The 21250-nt window shown below is 70.3% G+C and carries 20 protein-coding genes; 10 read left to right on the top strand and 10 right to left on the bottom strand.

The window, feature by feature from the left end:
* Together ABZV38_RS17610 and coxB are read right to left on the bottom strand one after the other, a co-directional pair.
* Positions 1–288: cbb3-type cytochrome c oxidase subunit I (locus ABZV38_RS17610; protein ID WP_356327937.1), on the bottom strand; the 288-nt coding region annotated here is incomplete at its 3' end.
* Complete coding sequence (coxB, locus tag ABZV38_RS17605) at positions 285–1247, bottom strand: cytochrome c oxidase subunit II (protein ID WP_356327935.1); 963 nt, start codon at positions 1245–1247, stop codon at positions 285–287. The genes ABZV38_RS17610 and coxB, both read right to left, overlap by 4 nt.
* Before the next feature lie 269 nt (positions 1248–1516).
* Between coxB and ABZV38_RS17600 the strand changes: the two genes are divergently transcribed.
* Positions 1517–2899: an aminotransferase class V-fold PLP-dependent enzyme gene (locus ABZV38_RS17600; RefSeq protein WP_356327933.1), complete on the top strand. Its 1383-nt coding sequence runs from the start codon at positions 1517–1519 to the stop codon at positions 2897–2899.
* Here the strand turns inward: ABZV38_RS17600 and ABZV38_RS17595 are convergent, their stop codons facing one another.
* Entirely contained in the window at positions 2900–3874 is a 975-nt protein-coding gene (locus ABZV38_RS17595; protein ID WP_356327931.1) for a carbohydrate kinase family protein, read from the bottom strand. It abuts the gene before it with no gap.
* 161 nt (positions 3875–4035) lie between these two features.
* On the opposite strand from ABZV38_RS17595, the gene ABZV38_RS17590 reads away from it, so the two are divergent.
* Positions 4036–4233 (top strand): hypothetical protein, encoded by a 198-nt coding sequence (locus ABZV38_RS17590; protein WP_356327929.1) that lies wholly within the window; start codon positions 4036–4038, stop codon positions 4231–4233.
* Positions 4234–4386: 153 nt separating this feature from the next.
* Positions 4387–5856 carry a hypothetical protein gene (locus ABZV38_RS17585; protein WP_356327927.1) on the top strand — a complete coding sequence of 490 codons (1470 nt, stop codon included), beginning with the start codon at positions 4387–4389 and terminating at the stop codon, positions 5854–5856.
* A 107-nt stretch (positions 5857–5963) separates the two neighbouring features.
* Here the strand turns inward: ABZV38_RS17585 and ABZV38_RS17580 are convergent, their stop codons facing one another.
* Entirely contained in the window at positions 5964–6320 is a 357-nt protein-coding gene (locus tag ABZV38_RS17580) for an iron-sulfur cluster assembly accessory protein (protein ID WP_024488899.1), read from the bottom strand.
* A gap of 298 nt (positions 6321–6618) precedes the next feature.
* Between ABZV38_RS17580 and nadA the strand changes: the two genes are divergently transcribed.
* Positions 6619–7806, top strand: a complete 1188-nt coding sequence (gene nadA, locus ABZV38_RS17575) for a quinolinate synthase NadA (RefSeq protein WP_356327925.1) — start codon at positions 6619–6621, stop codon at positions 7804–7806.
* A 199-nt stretch (positions 7807–8005) separates the two neighbouring features.
* Here nadA and ABZV38_RS17570 read toward each other — a convergent pair whose 3' ends face one another.
* The 5 genes from ABZV38_RS17570 to ABZV38_RS17550 all read right to left on the bottom strand — a co-directional run bounded on the left by ABZV38_RS17570 (position 8006) and on the right by ABZV38_RS17550 (position 14560).
* On the bottom strand, positions 8006–11161 hold the full coding sequence (locus tag ABZV38_RS17570) for an efflux RND transporter permease subunit (protein ID WP_356327923.1): 3156 nt from the start codon (positions 11159–11161) through the stop codon (positions 8006–8008).
* Positions 11162–11326: 165 nt separating this feature from the next.
* Entirely contained in the window at positions 11327–12022 is a 696-nt protein-coding gene (locus ABZV38_RS17565) for a response regulator transcription factor (protein WP_356327921.1), read from the bottom strand.
* Between the two features lie 8 nt (positions 12023–12030).
* Positions 12031–13299: a sensor histidine kinase gene (locus ABZV38_RS17560; RefSeq protein ID WP_356327919.1), complete on the bottom strand. Its 1269-nt coding sequence runs from the start codon at positions 13297–13299 to the stop codon at positions 12031–12033.
* Positions 13300–13488: 189 nt separating this feature from the next.
* The gene (locus ABZV38_RS17555) at positions 13489–13767 is read right to left on the bottom strand and encodes a hypothetical protein (protein WP_356327917.1); all 279 of its coding nucleotides are present in this window, start codon (positions 13765–13767) and stop codon (positions 13489–13491) included.
* Between the two features lie 10 nt (positions 13768–13777).
* Positions 13778–14560: a PspA/IM30 family protein gene (locus tag ABZV38_RS17550; protein WP_030933623.1), complete on the bottom strand. Its 783-nt coding sequence runs from the start codon at positions 14558–14560 to the stop codon at positions 13778–13780.
* Positions 14561–14856: 296 nt separating this feature from the next.
* On the opposite strand from ABZV38_RS17550, the gene ABZV38_RS17545 reads away from it, so the two are divergent.
* The 3 genes from ABZV38_RS17545 (at position 14857) to ABZV38_RS17535 (ending at position 17478) form a co-directional block, all read left to right on the top strand.
* Complete coding sequence (locus tag ABZV38_RS17545; RefSeq protein ID WP_356327915.1) at positions 14857–15456, top strand: DUF3043 domain-containing protein; 600 nt, start codon at positions 14857–14859, stop codon at positions 15454–15456.
* 107 nt (positions 15457–15563) lie between these two features.
* Entirely contained in the window at positions 15564–16298 is a 735-nt protein-coding gene (locus ABZV38_RS17540; RefSeq protein WP_356327947.1) for a methyltransferase domain-containing protein, read from the top strand.
* 88 nt (positions 16299–16386) lie between these two features.
* Entirely contained in the window at positions 16387–17478 is a 1092-nt protein-coding gene (locus tag ABZV38_RS17535; RefSeq protein WP_356327914.1) for a trypsin-like peptidase domain-containing protein, read from the top strand.
* Positions 17479–17557: 79 nt separating this feature from the next.
* Here ABZV38_RS17535 and ABZV38_RS17530 read toward each other — a convergent pair whose 3' ends face one another.
* Positions 17558–17767: a hypothetical protein gene (locus ABZV38_RS17530; protein ID WP_030933634.1), complete on the bottom strand. Its 210-nt coding sequence runs from the start codon at positions 17765–17767 to the stop codon at positions 17558–17560.
* Between the two features lie 96 nt (positions 17768–17863).
* Here ABZV38_RS17530 and ABZV38_RS17525 point away from each other — a divergent pair, with 96 nt between their 5' ends.
* The 3 genes from ABZV38_RS17525 (at position 17864) to cobT (ending at position 21173) form a co-directional block, all read left to right on the top strand.
* Positions 17864–19066 carry a bifunctional adenosylcobinamide kinase/adenosylcobinamide-phosphate guanylyltransferase gene (locus ABZV38_RS17525; protein ID WP_356327912.1) on the top strand — a complete coding sequence of 401 codons (1203 nt, stop codon included), beginning with the start codon at positions 17864–17866 and terminating at the stop codon, positions 19064–19066.
* A gap of 33 nt (positions 19067–19099) precedes the next feature.
* On the top strand, positions 19100–19927 hold the full coding sequence (locus ABZV38_RS17520; RefSeq protein ID WP_356327910.1) for a class I SAM-dependent methyltransferase: 828 nt from the start codon (positions 19100–19102) through the stop codon (positions 19925–19927).
* Positions 19928–20042: 115 nt separating this feature from the next.
* A complete protein-coding gene (gene cobT / locus ABZV38_RS17515; RefSeq protein WP_356327945.1) occupies positions 20043–21173 on the top strand; it encodes a nicotinate-nucleotide--dimethylbenzimidazole phosphoribosyltransferase in 1131 nt (376 codons plus the stop codon).
* Positions 21174–21250: the final 77 nt, after the last annotated feature.

The raw sequence follows: 21250 nt of genomic DNA, 5'->3' as shown, positions 1-21250 counted from the left end.
CAGCAGCATGATCGTGCCGTGCATCGTGAACGCCTGGTTGAACTGCTCGTTCGACATGATCTGCGTGCCGGGACGGGCCAGCTCGGCGCGCATGAAGAGCGCCAGCAGACCGCCGATGCAGAAGAACGCGAACGACGTGACCAGGTACATCGTGCCGATCGTCTTGTGGTCAGTGGTGGTCAGCCACTTGACGACGACGTTTCCCGGCTGCTTGCGCCGGACCGGCAGCTCGTCCTCGTACGAGTCGTCTGCTGCCGCGGCACCCTGAGATTCGTTGAGGATGCTCACAGTTTGTTCGTCTCCGCATTCCTGGCCGGGTTCGTCTGCTCGATACCCGCCGGCACGTAGCCCGTCTGGCCCTTCTTGGCCAGCTCCTTGAGGTGCGCCTGGTAGCGCTCCGGGGAGACGACCTTGACGTTGAAGAGCATTCGGGAGTGGTCGACGCCGCAGAGCTCGGCGCACTTGCCCATGAAGGTGCCCTCCTGGTTGGGAGTCACCTCGAAGGAGTTGGTGTGGCCCGGAATGACGTCCTGCTTCATGAGGAACGGCACCACCCAGAAGGAGTGGATGACGTCACGCGAAGTCAGAATGAAGCGGACCTTCTCACCCTTCGGCAGCCACAGGGTCGGGCCCGGGTTGCCGTTCTGCGGGTTCCGGGTACCCGGGATACCGACGTCGTAGACGCCGTCCGCACCCGGGGGGAACTGCTTACGGAACCGGTCGGGGATGGCGCCGAGCTCCTTGGGGACCTCGTTGCCCGTGGCGGTCGAGCCGTCCACGTTCTCGATGTAGTTGAAGCCCCAGCTCCACTGGTAGCCGACCACGTTGATGGTGTGGGCGGGCTTCGCCGAGAGCGAGAGGAGCTTCGATTCATCGCGCGCGGTGAAGTAGAACAGCACCGAGACGATGATGAGAGGGACCACGGTGTACAGCGCCTCGATGGGCATGTTGTACCGGGTCTGCGGAGGAACCTCCACCTTGGTGCGGCTGCGCCGGTGGAAGATGATGCTCCACAGGATCAGGCCCCAGACCAGCACGCCCGTGGCGAGCGCTGCCGCCCACGAGCCCTGCCAGAGGGAAAGGATCCGTGGTGCCTCTTCCGTTACCGGCGTGGGCATACCAAGGCGGGGAAAGTCCTTGTATGTGCAACCGGTGGCGGTCGCCAGGATCAGGCCCGCAGTCAGCACCTGCGGCAGCTTCCGCCGCATCGGGCGCCGCGACGAGCGGTCGGAGCCGTTGGGACTCACGTAGCGCCTTCCCGAGAGTCTCGCCCGCGCGGTCGGCGCGGCCGTCCTCGCTGGTCGGTCGCCGCCCTGACGCGGGCAGGGGTTTGGATGTTTATGCGGACCAAACCCTACTGGACGCTATTTGGGGTCGCACGGGGAGGGTGCCCAACGCGCCGCCCGACACCCCGAAGGGGTGGAATCCGGGCCTCCGGCCGCCATCTGACGGGCCCTCTCCTGCAGCGCGAGCGGCCGGTCCCGACGTGGTGGCGGGCGCGGGCTAGCGTGGACGTGTGCCTTACTTCGACGCCGCATCCTCCGCCCCCCTGCACCCGGTCGCCCGCCAGGCGCTGCTGGCCGCCCTGGACGAGGGCTGGGCCGACCCTGCCCGGCTGTACCGCGAGGGGCGGCGGGCCCAGCTGCTGCTGGACGCGGCCCGGGAGGCCGCAGCGGAGGCCGTGAGGTGCCGCCCCGACGAGCTCACCTTCACCTCTTCGGGGACCCGGGCGGTGCACTCCGCGATCTTTGGAGCGCTCGCCGGGCGTCGGCGTGTCGGCCGCCATTTGGTGGTCTCGGCGGTCGAGCATTCGTCGGTGCTCCATGCGGCCGCCACGCATGAGGCGCGGGGCGGGACGTTCACCGAGGTGCCGGTGGACCGGGCGGGGGCGGTGAGCGCGGCGGCGTACGGGCAGGCCCTGCGCGAGGACACCGCACTGGCCTGCCTGCAGTCCGCCAACCACGAGGTCGGTACGGAGCAGCCGGTGGCCGAGGTCGCGGAGCTCTGCCGGGCGGCGGGCATACCCCTGTTGGTGGACGCCGCGCAGTCGCTGGGCTGGGGTCCGGTGCCGGCCGGCTGGTCGCTGCTGGCGGCGAGCGCCCACAAGTGGGGCGGGCCTTCGGGGGTGGGGCTGCTCGCCGTGCGCAAGGGGGTCCGGTTCGCCCCTCAAGGCCCGGCGGACGAGCGGGAGTCGGGGCGGGCCGCCGGGTTCGAGAACATTCCTGCGATCGTGGCGGCGGCGGCGTCGCTCCGGGCGGTCCGTGCGGAGGCGGCGGCGGAGTCCGTACGCCTGCGGGCGCTGGTGGACCTGATCCGGGCTCGGGTGCCGGAGCTGGTGCCCGATGTGGAGGTGGTCGGTGATCCGGTGCGGCGGCTGCCGCATCTGGTGACCTTCTCCTGTCTCTATGTCGACGGGGAGACCCTGCTCCACGAACTGGACCGGGCCGAGTTCTCCGTATCGTCGGGTTCGTCCTGTACGAGCAGCACCCTGACGCCGAGCCATGTGCTGAGGGCGATGGGGGTGCTGTCGGAGGGCAACGTCCGGGTGTCCCTGCCGGCCGGCACCACGGCGGAGGACGTCGACCGCTTCCTCCGCGTACTGCCGGGGGTGGTGGCAGAGGTACGGGAGAGGCTGGGCGCGCCCGTTTCGGCGGCCCCCTCCCCCGCCGCCACCGCGTCCCTGGTCGTCGACGCCCTGGGCAAGCGGTGCCCGATCCCGGTGATCGAACTCGCAAAGGTGATCGGAGAGGTACCGGTGGGCGGGACGGTGACCGTGCTCTCCGACGACGAGGCGGCGCGGCTGGACATCCCGGCGTGGTGCGCGATGCGTGAGCAGGAGTACGTGGGTGAGGAGCCGGCGGACCGTGGCTCGGCCTATGTGGTCCGCCGGCTGTCCTGACTACGCGAGGTGCGTGCGGACCTCGGCGGCGGCGTCGTGGCCGTACGCCTTGGTGAAGCGGTCCATGAAGTGGGCGCGGCGCAGGGTGTACTCCTGCGTGCCCACCGTCTCGATGACCAGGGTGGCGAGCATGCAGCCGACCTGGGCGGCCCGCTCCAGACCGACACCCCAGGCGAGGCCGGAGAGGAACCCGGCACGGAACGCGTCGCCGACGCCGGTCGGGTCGGCCTTCGTCTCCTCCTCCGGGCAGCCGACCTCGATCGTCTCCTCGCCGGCCCGCTCGATCCGGACGCCCCGGGCGCCGAGCGTGGTGACGCGGTGGCCGACCTTGGCGAGGATCTCCTCGTCGGTCCAGCCGGTCTTGGACTCGATGAGCCCCTTCTCGTACTCGTTGGAGAAGAGGTACGTGGCGCCGTCGAGGAGGATCCGGATCTCTTCGCCGTCCATCCGGGCGATCTGCTGCGAGAAGTCGGCGGCGAACGGGATGCCGCGGGAGCGGCACTCCTCGGTGTGGCGGAGCATCGCCTCGGGGTCGTCGGCGCCGATCGAGACGAGGTCGAGGCCACCCACCCGGTCGGCGACGGCCTTCAGCTCGATCAGCCGTGCCTCGCTCATCGCGCCGGTGTAGAACGAGCCGATCTGGTTGTGGTCGGCGTCCGTCGTGCAGACGAAACGGGCGGTGTGCAGGACTTCGGAGATCCGGACCGAGCCGGTGTCGACGCCGTGGCGGTCGAGCCAGGCGCGGTACTCGTCGAAGTCGGAGCCCGCGGCGCCGACCAGGATCGGGCCGGTGCCGAGAAGGCCCATGCCGAAGCAGACGTTGGCGGCGACACCGCCCCGGCGCACATCGAGGTTGTCGACCAGGAAGGAGAGCGAGACCGTGTGCAGCTGGTCGGCGACCAGCTGGTCGGCGAAGCGGCCCGGGAAGGTCATGAGGTGATCGGTGGCGATGGAGCCGGTGACTGCGATACGCACGGGGAGACTGCTCCTGCGGAGGTCGAGGGGGAACGGGTGACTGCGCTCCCGGGACGGCGTGACAGTTCACGCTACCCGTTCGTCGCACTCGCCTTGAAGGGGGAAAAACTACCCGATAGTAGGGCTTTTATCCTGAGGCTTGCGGTGCCTACGGTGCGGGCATGTCGAAGAACATCGCTCCGCGCGAGTCCGAGATCAGCCTGGCCGAGCTGCGCGGTGACTGCGCACGGATGGCTCCGCACTGGGTGGTACCCGCCAAGGTCGCTTCCACCCCTGTGGCACCTTCCCTGATTCACGGCGTGACCGTACCGGCCGCGTCCGCACGGCTGATCGACTCGATGGCCGAGTACGGCGACTGAGATCGGCGGCCGCTCGCACCGGACACCCCTCGGATGCCCCAGGGGGGAACCGAGTGCTCCTGCGCCCCGTCCCACTGTTGTCCCCGACTCGCGGGACAGGCGATGACCGTGCGACGGTCACGGTGACGGCAACGCAGTCGAAGGAGCGATCCGGTGAGCACCGAGCGACCCGACAACGACGTGACCCGCCCCCGGCGGCGGTCGCCGCTGGCCGTTGCCTCGGTGGCGGCAGCGGTGCTGCTGGCCGGGGGCGGCGGCGCGTACTGGGCCGCCACCGCGGCGGACGACGGGGGCGGCCGGGCGGGCAGCAGTGACAACGCCCCTCCCCTGCTCGCGCTCGACGAGACGCCGGGCGGTCCGGACAGCCGGACGGCGCCCCCCGAGGGCATTGCTGTCGGCGAGCCCGATCCCAGTGGCGGCGGCCTGGTCTACCGCGCGGCCGGCAAGCTGCCCGACGGGCCGGACACGGCCGCTGTCCACCGCGCGAAAGGCACGGTCTCGGCGGCGGAGGTGGCGCGGCTGGCGAAGGCGCTGGGCGTGGCGGGTACCCCGCAGGCCGAGGGCACTGCCTGGAAGGTGGGTTCCGACGGGGACGGTTCGGGTCCGCTGCTGCGGGTGAACAAGCAGGCGCCGGGCACCTGGACCTTCGCCAGGTACGGCTCCGGCGGTACGGACAACTGCCAGAGTACGACGGTGTGTTCGAGCAAGGACATGGCGCCGGGCGGCACAGGATCTCCGGTGAGCGAGAAGGCCGCCAAGGCCGCCGCGGCGCCCGTGCTGAAGGCGGCCGGTCAGGACGGCGCGGCCCTCGACGCCCGCCAACTGATGGGCTCGGTACGGGTGGTGAACGCGGACCCGGTGGTCGACGGGCTGCCCACGTACGGCTGGGCGACCGGGATCCAGGTGGGACCCGACGGTGAAGTGACCGGTGGCAGCGGGCAGTTGAAGGGTCTGGAGAAGGGCGCCGAGTATCCGGTGATCAGCGCGGGCGACGCGTTGAACCAGCTGAACAGGGCGGCCCGGGCGGACGCTTCCTCCAGTGGCATCGGGGGGTGTGCCATCCCCGTACCGCTGGAGGACGGCACCCTGAAGTCGCCGGGGAACAGTTGCGGGACACGGACCGGGGCGGAGCGCGGGACGACGACCGTGACGGTCGACAAGGCAGTGTTCGGCCTTGCGATGCGGCACGTGGAGGGCGAGCAGACGCTCGTACCGTCGTGGCTCTTCTCGGTGCACCCGGCCGCGGGCGGGACGGGCAGGACGGTCACGCAGGTCGCGGTGGACCCGGACTCGCTGGCGAAGCCCTCGAAGACCCCGGAGCCGGAGAAGACCCCGGGCCCCGGCTCGGGGGACGCCGCACGGTCGCAGCGGCCGCTCATCTCGTACAGCGCCGACGGGCGGACGCTGGAAGTGACGTTCTGGGGCGGGGTGTGCAGTACGTACGCGGCGAGCGCGACCGAGAGCGCGGACGCCGTACGGGTGACGATCACCGAGTCGGTCCCCGACCCGAAGAAGGTCTGCATCATGATCGCCAAGAAGCTGACGCGGACGGTGACGCTGGACGCGCCGCTGGGTGACCGGAAGGTGCTCGACACCACGGGCAGCGTGGTGCCGCGCGGCTAGGGGTGTCCGGGCGGAAGCGGACGGCAGGCACGGCAGAAGGCGACGGCCCCGGGTTTCCGGGGCCGTCGCCTTCTGTGGGTACTGCTACCCGCTACTGCCTTCGCGCCTTAGCTGAAGGAGTCGCCGCAGGCGCAGGAGCCCGTGGCGTTCGGGTTGTCGATCGTGAAGCCCTGCTTCTCGATGGTGTCGACGAAGTCGACGGAGGCGCCGCCCAGGTACGGAGCGCTCATCCGGTCGGTGACAACCTTGACGCCGCCGAAGTCCTTCACGACGTCGCCGTCGAGCGAACGCTCGTCGAAGAAGAGCTGGTAGCGCAGGCCCGAGCAGCCGCCGGGCTGGACGGCGACGCGCAGCGCCAGGTCGTCACGGCCTTCCTGCTCCAGCAGGCCCTTGACCTTGGCTGCGGCGGCGTCGGACAGGAGGATGCCGTCGCTCACGGTGGTGGTCTCGTCCGATACGGACATCTGCTTCTCTCCCGGGTTGTACGGACTGCTTGCCGACGTTGCAACCGTCGGGACCGCGGATTCATTCCGGGCCGAGCGCTTGCCTGTTCCTTTTATGCTCGCACACCGGTCCAGGAAGCGTTCGCGAGCGGGGACTTCAAGGGTGCGAAAACGGAATGCGTCACATCGACGCGATCGGTGTCGTCAAAGTGACATGAAGCAGATATGATAGATAGCGTCAAATAGACGAAAAGGCTTCCCGGTGCAAGCCCAGGCTCCACTGGAGCGGCTTCGCCGCACTGACCGCAGAACAGAAAGGGTGCGTGACGTGACCACCGCCCAACCACTGGATGTCCAGCCGACGCCCCTCGCCCTGCTGCTCCTCGGCCGCGATGCCGACCCCAGGAGCGAGCGCGGCGTCGAGTGTCCTGGTGATCTGCCCTCCCCGTCCGACCCGGACCTGGTGGAGCGCGCCCGCGCGGCCAAGGAGAAGCTCGGGGACAAGGTCTTCGTCCTCGGCCACCACTACCAGCGCGACGAGGTCATCCAGTTCGCGGACGTCACCGGCGACTCGTTCAAGCTCGCCCGCGACGCCGCCGCCCGGCCGGAGGCCGAGTACATCGTCTTCTGCGGCGTGCACTTCATGGCCGAGTCCGCGGACATCCTGACCACCGACGACCAGAAGGTCGTACTGCCGGACCTGGCCGCGGGCTGCTCGATGGCCGACATGGCCACCGCCGAGCAGGTCGCCGAGTGCTGGGACGTGCTGACCGAGGCCGGGATCGCCGAGCAGGTCGTACCCGTCTCGTACATGAACTCCTCCGCCGACATCAAGGCCTTCACCGGCCGGCACGGCGGCACGATCTGTACCTCGTCCAATGCGAAGCGGGCCCTGGAGTGGGCCTTCGAGCAGGGCGAGAAGGTGCTCTTCCTTCCCGACCAGCACCTGGGCCGGAACACCGCGGTCCGGGACATGGGGATGACCCTGGAGGACTGCGTCCTCTACAACCCGCACAAGCCGAACGGCGGCCTCACCGCCGAGGAGCTGCGGAACGCGAAGATGATCCTGTGGCGCGGGCACTGCTCGGTGCACGGGCGCTTCTCGGTGGAGTCCGTCAACGATGTGCGCGAGCGCATCCCGGGCGTCAATGTGCTGGTGCACCCCGAGTGCAAGCACGAGGTCGTGGCGGCGGCGGACTACGTCGGCTCGACGGAGTACATCATCAAGGCCCTGGAGGCGGCGCCGGCCGGCTCGAAGTGGGCGATCGGCACCGAGCTGAACCTGGTGCGGCGCCTGGGCAACCGGTTCGCGGCGGAGGACAAGGAGATCGTCTTCCTCGACAAGACGGTCTGCTTCTGCTCGACGATGAACCGGATCGACCTGCCGCACCTGGTGTGGACGCTGGAGTCGCTGGCCGAGGGCAAGCTGGTCAACCGGATCGAGGTCGACCCGGAGACGGAGAAGTACGCGAAGCTGGCGCTGGAGCGGATGCTGGCGCTGCCGTAGGGGTGTGCGCCTGCGGCGGGCGCTGCCCCCTGACCGTCCCTTCCCGCTGTATCCGAGGTGCGGCTCCGCCGTGTGGCGGGGCTCGCCCCCGGACCCCCGGTCCTCGAACGCCGGACGGGCCGGGACTGCCGGATCGGCTGGAGACGCACAAAGGCCCCGGCACCGTTTCGACGGTGCCGGGGCCTTTGCGTGACCCGTCTTACGCCTTCGCGGGCTCCGGCTCCTCGGAGGTGGTCTCCTCCGGCTGGGCCGGGGCGGACAGGCCCGCCTTCTTCGCCCGCTTGATCGCCTTCTTCTTCGCGCGGCGCTCCTTACGGAGCTCCACCATCGCGTACAGCGTCGGCACGAGCAGCAGCGTCAGCAGCGTAGACGTGACCAGACCGCCGATCACCACGACGGCGAGGGGCTGCGAGATGAAGCCGCCCTCGCCGGTGACGCCGAGTGCCATCGGGAGCAGGGCGAAGATCGTCGCGAGCGCGGTCATCAGGATCGGGCGCAGGCGGTGGCGGCCGCCCTCGACGACTGCTTCGACGATGCCCAGGCCCTGCGACCGGTACTGGTTGATCAGGTCGATCAGCACGATCGCGTTGGTTACCACGATGCCGATCAGCATCAGCATGCCGATCATCGCCGGAACGCCCATCGGGGTGCCGGTGACGACCAGGAGGCCGATGGCGCCCGTTGCCGCGAACGGGATGGAGACCAGCAGGATCAGCGGCTGGACGAGCGAGCGGAACGTCGCGACGAGCAGCATGAAGACGATCGCGATCGCGGCCAGCATGGCCAGACCGAGCTTCATGAACGCGTCGTTCTGGTCCTCGGAGACACCGCCGATGGTGGCGGTGGCGCCGTCCGGCAGGTCCAGGGCGTTGATCTTCGACTGGAGCGAGGCGCTCACCGCGCCGGTGTTGTCACCGGTGGGGCGGGCGGTGATCGTGGCGGCGCGCTGGCCGTCGATCCGCGTCATCGAGACCGGGCCGGGCACCAGCTTCACATCGGCGATCTGACCGAGCTCGACCGGGCCGAGCGAGAGGTTCTTCAGCTCGTCCATCGTGGTGGCCGGGTGGGCGGACTTGATGACGACGTCGCGCTCGGTGTCGTCCATGATCGCCTTGCCGGACGGGGTACCACGCACCGCCCCGGCGACGGCCGCGCCGAGCGTGGTCTGGTTGAAGCCGGCGGCCGCGGCCTTGGCGTTGGCCTTGACCGAGATGCGCGGAATGGACTGCGCAAGGTCGCTCTGGACGTCGGTGACGTCCTTGAGCTCGGCCACCTCGGCCCTTACCTCTTCGGAGGCCTTCTTCAGGGTGTCCGCGTCGGCGGACTTGACCACGACGCTCAGGTCCTGGCTGCCGAAGCCGTCGCCCGCGGCGATGGTGGTGTCACCGATGCCGTCGAGCTTGCCGAGGCCCTCGTCGATGCGCTTCTGGGTGGCGTCGAAGTCGGCCGAGTCCTTCAGGGTGACCTGGTAGGAGGCCTGGTTGGATCCCGTACCGCCGCCGAAGGCCGCCATGAAGCCGGAGGAGCCGACGGTGACCTGGTAGTCCTTGACGCCCTTGTCGCCGGCGAGGAGCTTCTCGACCTTCTTGGCCGCCTCGTCGGCGGCCACCAGGCTGGTGCCGGGGGCCAGCTCCTGCTTGATGGAGAGGACTTCCTGCTCGCCCTGGTCGAAGAAGTTGGTCTTCAGCAGCGGGGCCATGCCGAAGGTGCCGAAGAGCACGGCGACGGCGATGACGATGCTGGTGATACGGCGCCGGGTCGCGAAGCGCAGCACCGGGACGTACAGCCGCTGGAGCCGGCTGCGGGCTTCCTTCTCCTCGGCCTTGCGACGGGCCTCGTCCGGATTCTCCGCGCTGCCCTTGGGGGCGCGCAGGAACCAGTACGACAGCACGGGGACCACGGTCAGTGAGACCAGCAGGGAGGCGAGCAGGGCCGCGGTGACGGTCAGGGAGAACGAACCGAACAGCTCGCCCACCATGCCGCCGACCAGACCGATGGGCAGGAAGACGGCGACCGTGGTGAGGGTCGACGAGGTGACCGCACCGGCCACTTCCTTCACCGCGGTGATGATCGCGGACTGGCGCTCCTCGCCGTAGCCGAGGTGGCGCTTGATGTTCTCCAGGACGACGATCGAGTCGTCGACGACGCGGCCGATCGCGATGGTCAGCGCGCCGAGCGTGAGCATGTTGAGCGACAGGTCGCGGGTCCAGAGCACGATCAGGGCGAGGACCACGGAGAGCGGGATGGAGACCGCGGTGACCAGCGTCGAGCGGAGCGACGCGAGGAAGACCAGGATCACGATGACCGCGAAGAGCAGGCCGAGCGCGCCCTCGGTGGTCAGGCCGGAGATCGCCTTGGAGACGGCCGGGCCCTGGTCGGAGACGACGGTCAGTTCGGCGCCGGCGCCGAGGTCCTTGCGAAGGTCCGGGAGCTTGTCCTTGACGGCGTCCGAGATGGCGACGGCGCTGCCGTCCTTGTCCATCGTCGCCATCACGGCGAGACTCGGCTTGCCGTTCGTACGGGTGATGGAGACGGCGGTGGCCGGCTCCTGCTTCACCGTGGCGATGTCACCGATACGGACCGGCTTGCCGGGCTTGCCGGTGGCCGGGTTCTGGCCGGCGACCCGCAGGTCCTCGATCTGCTTCAGCGAGGTGAAGGCTCCGCCGACCTGGACGGTGCGGCTCTTGCCCTGCTCGGAGAAGGAGCCGGCCGGGACCGTGGCGCCGCCCGCCTGGAGGGCCTGAGCGAGGGATCCGGCGTTCAGTCCGGCGGCCGCGAGCTTCTTGTCGTGGGGAGTGATGGAGACCTGGAGGTCCTGGACACCGTTGACGGTGACCTGGCCGACACCGTCGATGTCCTCCAGGGCGGGGACGACGGTACGGTCCAGCTGGTCGGCGAGCGCCTGCTGGTCCTTGTCGGAGGTGACGGCGAGGACGACGGTCGGGATGTCGTCCGTCGAACCGGCGATGACCTGCGGGTCGACATCGTCGGGCAGCTGGACGCGGGCGCGGTTGACCGCCTGCTGGATGTCGGCGACCAGCTGCTTCGTGCCCTCGTCGCCGAAGTCGAAGGACGCCATGATGACGGCGTTGCCCTCGCTGGCGGTCGAGGTGACGCCCGTGACTCCGTCGACGGACTTGATGGTGTTCTCGAGCGGTTCGACGACCTGCTTCTCGACCACATCGGGAGACGCACCCTGGTAGGGGGCGAGCACCGAGACCATCGGGAGTTCGATGGTGGGCAGCAACTGCTGCTTGAGCTGCGGGATCGCGATCGCTCCGAAGACGAGCGCGACGATCGAGATCAGCCCGATCAGGGCCCTTTGCGCGAGGCTGAATCTGGACAGCCAGGACATGGGTGGGTCTCTCTTCTGTGGCTTACGCGGCAGGTGGGCGGGTGACTCGGGGACAGACCCGGCCCAGCTATACGATCGCGCATCCGCCGGGGCGAAAACGTCGGCCGCAGGGTCGCATTCTTATGCGGCGCATACCGCAGGTGGAGTACGCCGCTTCTCCACCTGTTACTCCACCCGGGGGCGCACCAGGCCCGATTCGTACGCGATTACCACCAATTGAGCCCGGTCGCGGGCGCCCAGCTTCGCCATCGCCCGGTTCACATGGGTCTTGACGGTGAGCGGGCTCACGACGAGACGTTCGGCGATCTCGTCGTTGGAGAGCCCGCCCGCGACGAGGACCAGCACCTCGCGTTCGCGACCGGTGAGCGCGTCGAGCCGCTCGGAGTACTCGGCGGCGCTCGGCCCCGAGCCGTCCGAACTGCCGCCCTGCGCGAGGAAGGTGGCGATCAGCCCTTTGGTCGCGACCGGGGAGAGCAGTGCCTCGCCGCCCGCAGCGATACGGATGGCATTGAGCAGTTCGTCGGGTTCCGCCCCCTTGCCGAGGAAGCCGGACGCGCCTGCCCGCAGCGACTGCACCACGTACTCGTCGACCTCGAAGGTGGTGAGCATGACGACCCGCACATCCGCCAGATCCGGGTCGGCGCTGATCATCCGGGTCGCGGCGAGCCCGTCCGTACCGGGCATCCGGATGTCCATCAGCACCACATCGGCGCGCGTCGAGCGGGCCAGCGCCACGGCTTCGGCGCCGTCCGCCGCCTCGCCGACCACGTCCATGTCGGGCTCGGAGTCGACCAGCACCCGGAACGCGCTGCGCAGCAGTGCCTGGTCGTCGACGAGCAGGACCCTGATGGGCGGTGTCATGGGCGGTGTCATGGGCGTTCCCCCGTCCGGCCCGCCGCGCCCGGCGACTCCGGCTCTCCCGTGCGGACCTTGACCGGCAGGATCGCATGAACCCTAAATCCGCCGCCGTAGCGGGGCCCGGCAGTGAGGGCACCGCCGAGAGCGGTGACGCGTTCACGCATACCGAGCAGTCCGTGGCCGCCGCCGTCGACAGCGGTACCCGCGCCATCGGTCCGGCCCGTGCCGTTGTCGAGGACCGTGACCTCGGCCGTCTCCCCGACCCGTATGACACTCACCTCGGCCTTCGCCCCGGGGCCCGCGTGCTTCTGCACATTGGTCAGCGCCTCCTGGATCACCCGGTACGCGGCGAGATCGACGGCCGCGGGCAGCGGGGCCACGTGGTCGGCGCATGCCACCTCGACCGGGAGTCCGGCGCGCCGGACCTTGTCCACCAGCTCGCCGAGGACCGCGAGGCCGGGGGCCGGCTCGGTCGGCGCCTCGGGGTCGCCGGACTGGCGCAGCAGCCCGACTGTGGCGCGGAGTTCGTCCAGTGCGGAGCGGCTGGCCTCCCGGACGTGGGCGAGCGCCTCCTTGGCCTGGTCGGGGCGCTTGTCCATGACGTGGGCGGCGACCCCGGCCTGCACATTGACCAGGGCGATGTGGTGGGCGACGACGTCGTGCAGATCGCGGGCGATCCGCAGCCGCTCCTCGGCGACCCGGCGGCGGGCCTCCTCCTCACGGGTGCGCTCGGCCCGTTCGGCCCGTTCCCTGATCGCGTCGACGAACGCCCGCCGCGAGCGGACGGCGTCCCCGGCCGCGCCGGCCATGCCGGTCCAGGCGAAGACCCCGAGGTTCTCCTGGCTGTACCAGGGGGAAGCACCGAAGAGCATCGCGGACGCCGCCAGAACGCTCATGGTCAGCAGGCCCACCCGCCAGGTGGTGGGCCGGTCGGTGGTGGCGGCAACCGTGTACAGCGCGATGACCGCGCTCATCACCACCGGGGCGGGCGGGTCCACCAGCACGAACTCGACGATCGCCAGCGCACCGGTAGCGGCGAGCACCGCCATGGGGTTGCGCCGCCGCAGGACGAGCACGGCAGCACCCAGCACCATCAGGACGACGCTGGCCGCCTCGGGCGTGCGAGTGCCGAAGCTGGGCCCGTTCGGGGCGTTCGGGTCGGTGAACGACCCCGCGATCATCGACGCGAGCACGGCCACGGCAAGCGCGCCGTCGAACGCGAGGGGATGGTCGCGCAGCCAGCGCCGCACGCGCAGGAACCCGGTTCCGAGGGTGGTCACGTCAAGCAACGGTACGGCGTGTCGCGGACGGGTACGGTCCGGCCGCCCCCGGGGCCGTACGCAGAACGCACCGATCCGGACGAACCGGTCCGGCAGCACGACGAACCGGTCCGGACAGCGCTCCGCCCCGTGGCCGGCGGACCGGGCACGGGGCAGAGCGCATGCGTGCGGGTGCTGGAGCGGCTGACGTCAGCCGGGGATCAGACCGTCGTCGCGGAGCATGTCGCGTACCTCTTCGAGGGTGGCGTCGGGCGACGGCAGGATCAGTTCGGACGGCTCCAGGGAGTCGTCCGGCAAGGGTGTGCCGAGCTCGCGCACCCTGGCGAGAAGCGCGTGGAGGGTGGCGCGGAAGCCTGCGCCGTCACCACTCTCCATCTCGGCGAGCAGTTCGTTGTCGAGCTTGTTCAGCTCGGCGAGATGACTGTCGGCCAGGGTCAGCTGGCCCTCCCCCATGATCCGAACGATCATGACGTCTGCCTCACTGCTTGTCGAACTTGTGCGGGGACTGCGACGACTGCTGCTGGGCGGCGTCCTGCGAGCCGCCCTCGATCGCCTGCTGCGGAGCGGAGCCACCGGCCAGTTCGGCCTTCATGCGCTGCAGCTCCAGCTCCACATCCGTACCACCGGAGATCCGGTCGAGCTCGGCGGCGATGTCGTCCTTCGCCGTACCGGTCGGGTCGTCGAGTGCGCCGGAGGCGAGCAGCTCGTCGATCGCACCGGCGCGCGCCTGCAGCTGCTGGGTCTTGTCCTCGGCCCGCTGGATCGCCAGGCCGACGTCGCCCATCTCCTCGGAGATCCCGGAGAACGCCTCGCCGATCCGGGTCTGCGCCTGGGCGGCGGTGTAGGTGGCCTTGATGGTCTCCTTCTTGGTACGGAAGGCGTCGACCTTGGCCTGCAGCCGCTGGGCCGCGAGAGTGAGTTTCTCCTCCTCACCCTGCAGCGTCGAGTGCTGCGTCTCCAGATCGGTGACCTGCTGCTGGAGGGCGGCCCGCCGGGACAGCGCTTCGCGGGCCAGGTCCTCACGGCCGAGCGCGAGCGCCTTGCGGCCCTGGTCCTCCAGCTTGGACGTCTGGCCCTGCAGCTGGTTCAGCTGCAGCTCCAGGCGCTTGCGCGAGGTCGCCACATCGGCGACACCGCGACGCACCTTCTGAAGCAGCTCCAGCTGCTTCTGGTACGAGTAATCGAGGGTCTCGCGCGGATCCTCGGCCCGGTCAAGGGCCTTGTTTGCCTTCGCGCGGAAGATCATCCCCATACGCTTCATGACACCGCTCATGGGCTTCGCGCGCCCCCTTCTGACGGACTGGGCTCCAGCACTCCAACAGAACCCACAGTACGGGCCCTGTCTCTATTACCGCACTGTTCGGGCAAGGATGTGGTCCTCCCCAAGGACGACTGCTCCCGGTCACCGCTCCGGCCCAGGGAGTAGGTGGCTGTCAGGGAAACCGGCGGCAACGTCCGTTCTGCCCCTCTCGGGACACCTGTGAGGACGCAGGCCGTTGCCGGATCGTTCCCAACCGGGCTGGGGTCGCCGCGATCGACCCCGTACCCTTGGGTTTTGTGTTCCGTAGCCGTTCGAAGGAAGAGAAGGCGCCCACCTCCAAGGTGACGGCGGACCTCTCCACGCAGCCCCGCGACCCGCAGGCACCCAAGGGTCGCCCCACCCCCAAGCGCAGCGATGCCCAGACGCAGCGCCGTCGTGCCTCCAGTGGTGCGCCGCTCGACCGCAAGGAGGCCACGAAGCGCCAGCGCGAAGCGCGCCGGGTGGACATGGCCAAGCAGCGGGAGGCGCTCGCGAGTGGCGACGAGCGTTATCTGCCGGTCCGCGACAAGGGTCCGGTGCGGCGCTTCGTCCGTGACTTCGTGGACTCGCGCTTCTGCATCGCGGAGTTCTTCCTGCCGCTCGCAGTGATCATTCTGATTCTCAGCGTGATCCAGGTGCAGAACATCCAGAACATCTCGCTGCTGCTCTGGCTCGGCGTGATCGTACTGATCGTCATCGACTCGATCGGTCTCGCGTTCCGGCTGAAGAAGCAGCTGAACGCACGCTTCCCCGATGCGCCGAAGCGCGGCGCGGTCGCCTACGGTCTGATGCGTACGCTTCAGATGCGTCGGCTCCGTCTGCCGAAGCCTCAGGTCAAGCGAGGAGAGCGGCCCTGAGCACGGAGCTCGCCGGCTCGATCGGCGGTCCGTCCGTCGGTCCGCCTCGCCGCGGCACCTCCCCGTTCTCCGGGGCCTCTGCCGCCTGGCTCAAAGGGCTCGACGGGCTGCGCAACACCGTCCGCCAGGAGCTGGTCGCCCGGCAGCTCGACGAGCAGATCTCCGCGCGCTTCCCGGTCGGGCAGCGGCTGCGGGTCCTCGATGTGGGCATGGGACAGGGCACCCAGGCACTGCGGCTGGCCCGGGCCGGCCACACGGTGACCGGCCTGGAGTCCGACGCCGAGATGCTGCGGGTGGCCCGCGAGGCGCTCGGTGACGAGCCCGCGGGCATCCGGGAGCGGGTCCGGCTGATCGAGGGCGACGGCCTGGAGACCGGGGTGCACTTCCTGCCGGGCAGTTTCGATGTGGTGCTCTGCCACGGCGTGCTGATGTACGTCCAGGAGCCGGACGCGATGCTGGCGGGCCTGGCCCGGATGCTGGCGCCCGGCGGGCTGCTGTCCCTGCTCGTACGGAACGGGGACGCGCTGGCGATGCGGCCCGGCACCGCCGGGGACTGGGACACGGCGCTGGCCGCGTTCGACACGGACGCGTACACCAACCGGCTGGGAGTGACGGTCCGGGCCGACCGCCTGGACGCCCTCACCGCCACACTCGCCGGGATCGCGGCGCCGCTGCATGCCTGGTACGGGGTGCGGATCTTCACGGACCACGTGAGCAATGACGTGGAACTGCCGGCCGCGACGGAACTGGACCGGGTGCTGGCAGCGGAGGACCGGGCCGGGCGGACGGACCCGTACCGCAGCGTGGCAGCACTGCTCCATCTGTGCGGCGTGCGGGGCTAAGGGCTGTCCCGTAATCCCTGGCGGGCGCCCCCGCCCGATCGGCTGCCCCCAACAGGCCGCCAAAGGGGTTAAAAGTAATAATCCGGACATGGATGCTTCCCCTTCCCGCAGCCGTGTCCACGGGTTGGCGCTGCCTCTGGCCGCAGGCCTCTGCGCCATCGCCCTGGTGAGCGGCTGCTCCGGATCGAATTCGAACGCGTCGCAGGCCGGTGCCACGAAGCCGGGCTCGACGCAGCAGAATTCGGCCACCCGGCCCGCCGACGATCTGCAGGCCGGGTTCCAGACCGTCATCAAGAACGTCCTGCCGTCGGTCGTGCAGATCGACGCCTCCAACAGTCTTGGCTCGGGCATCGTCTACGACGACAAGGGCCATATCGTCACCAATGCCCATGTGGTGGGCGAGGAGAAGACCTTCAAGGTCACCATCGCCACCGGCGAGAAGGTGCTGAGCGCCTCGCTGGTCGCCGCGTATCCGCAACAGGACCTGGCCGTCATCAAGCTCGACGACGTGCCGAGCGGGCTGGAGCCCGCGACGTTCGGTGAATCGGAGAAGGTCGAGGTCGGCCAGATCGTGCTGGCGATGGGCTCGCCGCTCGGGCTGTCCAGCAGCGTCACCCAGGGCATCGTGTCAGCGGTCGGCCGGACCGTGACCGAGAGCAGTGCGGGCGGGGGCACCGGGGCGACCATCGCGAACATGGTGCAGACCTCCGCGGCGATCAACCCGGGCAACAGTGGTGGCGCGCTGGTCAACCTCGACAGTGAGGTGATCGGCATCCCGACCCTGGGAGCGGTGGACCCGGAAATGGGTGACAGCGCAGCGCCGGGCATCGGGTTCGCGATCCCCGCCTCGATGGTGAAGAAGGTGGCCGAGCAGATCGTCAAGAACGGCAAGGTCACCGACTCGGGCCGGGCGGCGCTGAACATCACCGGCCGCACGGTCGTCGACGACAACTACCAGCCGGCCGGGGTGGCCCTGGTCGGCGTCACGAAGGGCGGCGCCGCTGACGAGGCGGGGCTGCGGGCCGGCGACATCATCACGAAGATCGGCGACACACAGATCACGACGATCATCTCGCTGTCGGAGGCACTGGCCGCCGACAAACCCGGGCAGAAGGTCACGGTGACGTATCTGCGCAATGGTGCGCAGAAGACCGCGGACGTCACACTGGGCGAGATCTGACCACCTGCGGGACCACGCATGCACAGGCCGCGGGCGCCGACGAACGGCGCCCGCGGCCTGTGCATGCCGGTGGCGCAGGTCAGCCCTGGTCGGCCTGGAGGCTCATGGGGCCGTAGATCTTCGTCGCGTCCTCGAACAGCGTCACCTGGTCCGCTCCGCCGTCGAGGAGTTCCTTCCAGAACTCGCCGATCCAGGACTCCGCATCGCCCTGGGTCGTGAATTCCTCCGGCTGCAGCGCCGGCTCCGTCTCCGTACCGTCGGACTTCTCGAACCGCCACGTCCACGCCATGTCCGCCTCCTGGGTCACGTTGCTGCCCGCAGCCTAGTGGCTGGACGCGCAGGGTTGGTCGCGCAGTCGGTGCGGGGACGCGGGAGGATCAGGAGCGTGGAACTGACCCTGCTCGGCACCGGAGCCCCCGACGGGCTGCCTCGCCCCGAATGTCCGTGCGCCGCCTGCGCCACCGCCCGTGGGGCACGGGCACGGGCCGCGACCTCGTTGCTGGTCGACGATGCGCTGCTGCTCGATCTCACTCCGGGGGCCGTGTTCGCCGCCGCCCGTGCGGGTCACTCGCTGACCGGCGTACGGCAGGTGCTGCTCACCCACCCGCACGACGGGCCCGCCGTGGAGCTGCCCGCCGGGCTGCCCCCGGCCGGCCGGGTGCCGGACGGGCGGGAGCTGACGCTGATCAGCGGGCACCGGATCCGGGCGGTGCCGATGGACGCGCCGGGGACCGGATACGAGGTGACGGCCCCGGAGGGCGAGCGGCTGCTGTACATGCCGCCGGGGGCCGCCCCCGCCGGTCTGACGGACCGGGTGGCGGAGCCGTACGACATGGTCGTCGGCGATGTGACCGGGCGGCCGGACGCGGTGGCCCGGCTGCGGGCCGTCGAGGCGATCGGGCCGGCCACCGAGGTCATCGCCGTCCATATCGACCACAACACGCCGCCCGGCCCCGAGCTGGACCGGCGGCTCGCCGCGTCCGGGGCGCGGACCGTGCCGGACGGGACGACGCTGGTGGTCGGCGACTATCACGCCGTACCGGATGTGCCGCGGCGCACGCTGGTGACGGGAGGTGCGCGGTCCGGGAAGTCGGTGGAGGCCGAGCGGCGGCTGGAGACGTTCCCCGAGGTGGTGTACGTGGCGACCGGAGGCAGCCGGGACAGCGACGCGGAGTGGGCCGCCCGGATCGGTCTGCACCGGGAGCGCAGGCCGGCCGCCTGGCGCACCGAGGAGACCTGTGAACTGGTGGAGCTGCTGGAGTCGGACGGGCCACCACTGTTGATCGACTGCCTGTCGCTGTGGCTGACGGACGCGATGGACCGGGTGGACGCCTGGTCCGACGCGGCGTGGGCGAACGGCGGCGAGACCGCGCTGCGGGAGCGGATCGCCGAACTGGTCGGTGCGGTGCGCGGGACACGGCGTACCGTCGTCACCGTGACCAATGAGGTCGGCTCCGGCGTGGTGCCCGCGACGGCCGCCGGGCGGCGGTTCCGGGACGAGTTGGGCCGGCTGAACGCGGCGTTCGCCGACGAGTGCGAGCACGTACTGCTGGTGGTGGCCGGGCAGGCACTTGCCCTGCGCGGCTGAGCGAACGGAACGGCAGGCGGGAAAGGAGCGGACATGGCACGTGTACGGCCGATGCTGGACGGGGTTCCGGAGACCCTGTTGTGGACGCTCTACAACCGGGCGTACGAGGCGGGGCAGCCCTATCCCGTCATCGACGATCCGGTGGCGCTGCAGTTGGTGGCGGACCTCGACTACCCCTTCGAGGAGCGGTTCGGGCGGCCGAACGCGTTCCACTCGCAGGCGCAGGCGCTGCGTTCACGCTGCTTCGACCTGGCGGTGGAGGGCTATCTGCGCGCCCATCCGCAGGCCACCGTGGTCGCGCTCGGCGACGGTCTGGAGACCGGCTTCTGGCGGGTCGACAACGGCCGGCTGAACTGGCTGAGCGTGGAGCTGCCGCAGGTCGCCGCGCTGCGGCGCACGCTGCTGCCCGCGTCGGACCGGCTGCGGACGCTGTCCCGTTCGGCGACCGACCTCTCCTGGCTGGACGAGATCGAGGACCCGGCCGGCCGGGGTGTGGCCGTCACGACCCAGGGGCTGCTGATGTATCTGGAACCTCCCGAGGTGCGGAAGATTCTGGCGGGCTGCGCCGAACGGCTGCCGGGCGGTGTGCTCGTCCTCGACTCGATGGCGCGCTGGCTGGCGAGAGGGACGGTGGCCGGTACGTCGAAGGTCGGCTCCATGACCATCCCGCCGATGCGCTGGGCGATGAACCCGGGCGAGCGGAAGAAGCTGCGCAGTGCGCATCCGAACATCACCGAGGTGCACGCGCTGGGGCTGCCGCGCGGGCGGGGTGCGATGGGCGAGCTGATCCGGCTCCAGCACCTGGCCCCCGGGCTGCGGACGCTGACCCCCGCGATGACGCTGCTGCGGTTCGGGGCCTGATCCACCGGCCGCCGCACTGATGGGGCGTCAGAAATGTGGCAGGTACTGTTCCGCAATGAGCCCGGCGGCGGGCTCGCCGGCCCACACCACGTATCGACCCGCGAGGCAGACCCCCGTGAATCTGGACGACTTCTCCGACCTGATCGAACGCCCCGACGGCGGCGTACGGCGCGACGCCGAGGAACGCCGGGAGCGGCTGATCGTGCCCCCGGGCGCCCTCGGCCGCCTCGACGAGCTGGGCGAATGGCTCTCGGCCGCGCAGCAGGCCGTACCGGTCAAGCCGATCGAGCAGCCGCGCGTGGTGCTCTTCGCCGGTGATCACGGGGTGGCCGAGCTGGGTGTCTCGGGCCGCGCGGCCGGCACCGCGCACGAGCTGGTGCGGGCCACGCTGGACGGTGCGACGCCGCTCGCCGTGCTGGCCCGCCGCTTCTCCGTACCGGTACGGATCGTCGACGCCGGTCTGGACTGCGATCCGGAACTGCTGCCCGAGTCGGTCGTACGTCACCGGGTGCGGCGCGGCAGCGGCCGGATCGACATCGAGGACGCGTTGACGGCCGAGGAGGCCGAGCAGGCGGTACGTCTCGGGATCGCGATCGCCGACGAGGAGGCCGATTCGGGCACCGATCTGGTGGTGCTCGGCGATCTGAGCGTCGGCGGCACCACGGCGGCGTCCACGCTCATCGCGGCCCTGTGCGGCACGGACGCCTCGGTGGTCACCGGGCGCGGCGGTGCGGGCATCGACGATCTCGCCTGGATGCGCAAGTGTGCGGCGATCCGGGACTCGCTGCGGCGGGCCCGCCCGGTCCTCGGTGACCAGCTGGAGCTGCTGGCCACGGTCGGCGGCGCGGACCTGGCCGCGATGACCGGATTCCTGCTGCAGTGCGCGGTGCGCAGGCTGCCGGTGATCCTGGACGGCGTGGTCTCGTCGGCGTGTGCGCTGGTCGCCCAGCGGGCCGCGTTCCGGGCGCCGGACTGGTGGCTGGCGGGCCAGGTGAGCGGCGAGCCGGCGCAGACGAAGGCGCTGGACCGGATGGCACTCACCCCGCTGCTCGACCACGGCGTCATCGTGGGCGAGGGGAGCGGGGCGCTGCTGGCGCTTCCGCTCGTGCAGGCCGCGGCCGCGCTGGCGGCGGAGCTGCCCGAGCGCGCACCGGTGGACACCGGCGAGGACGACGAGAAGGACGGCGACGAGGCCGGGAGGACCGGCGCGGACGGCGACACGGACGGCGACACGGACGACGACTGACGGGACCCTGCCGGGCTGCGGCCGCCGACCACGGACACCGGCTGCGGCCCAGCCCTCATGAAGCGCGATGCCCCATA

Source organism: Streptomyces sp. NPDC005181, from assembly GCF_040608395.1.
Lineage (GTDB): Bacteria > Actinomycetota > Actinomycetes > Streptomycetales > Streptomycetaceae > Streptomyces.
The sequence above is the reverse complement of the archived record's forward strand: the minus strand, read 5'-3'. Positions and strand labels throughout refer to the sequence as shown.

Coding starts and splice junctions, on each gene's coding strand:
- ABZV38_RS17590 (WP_356327929.1), top strand. CDS start 4,036: ATGTCGAAGAACATCGCTCCGCGCGAGTCCGAGATCAGCCTGGCCGAG.
- ABZV38_RS17580 (WP_024488899.1), bottom strand. CDS start 6,320: ATGTCCGTATCGGACGAGACCACCACCGTGAGCGACGGCATCCTCCTG.
- ABZV38_RS17570 (WP_356327923.1), bottom strand. CDS start 11,161: ATGTCCTGGCTGTCCAGATTCAGCCTCGCGCAAAGGGCCCTGATCGGG.
- ABZV38_RS17565 (WP_356327921.1), bottom strand. CDS start 12,022: ATGACACCGCCCATCAGGGTCCTGCTCGTCGACGACCAGGCACTGCTG.
- ABZV38_RS17555 (WP_356327917.1), bottom strand. CDS start 13,767: ATGATCGTTCGGATCATGGGGGAGGGCCAGCTGACCCTGGCCGACAGT.
- ABZV38_RS17550 (WP_030933623.1), bottom strand. CDS start 14,560: ATGAAGCGTATGGGGATGATCTTCCGCGCGAAGGCAAACAAGGCCCTT.
- ABZV38_RS17535 (WP_356327914.1), top strand. CDS start 16,387: ATGGATGCTTCCCCTTCCCGCAGCCGTGTCCACGGGTTGGCGCTGCCT.
- ABZV38_RS17530 (WP_030933634.1), bottom strand. CDS start 17,767: ATGGCGTGGACGTGGCGGTTCGAGAAGTCCGACGGTACGGAGACGGAG.
- ABZV38_RS17520 (WP_356327910.1), top strand. CDS start 19,100: ATGGCACGTGTACGGCCGATGCTGGACGGGGTTCCGGAGACCCTGTTG.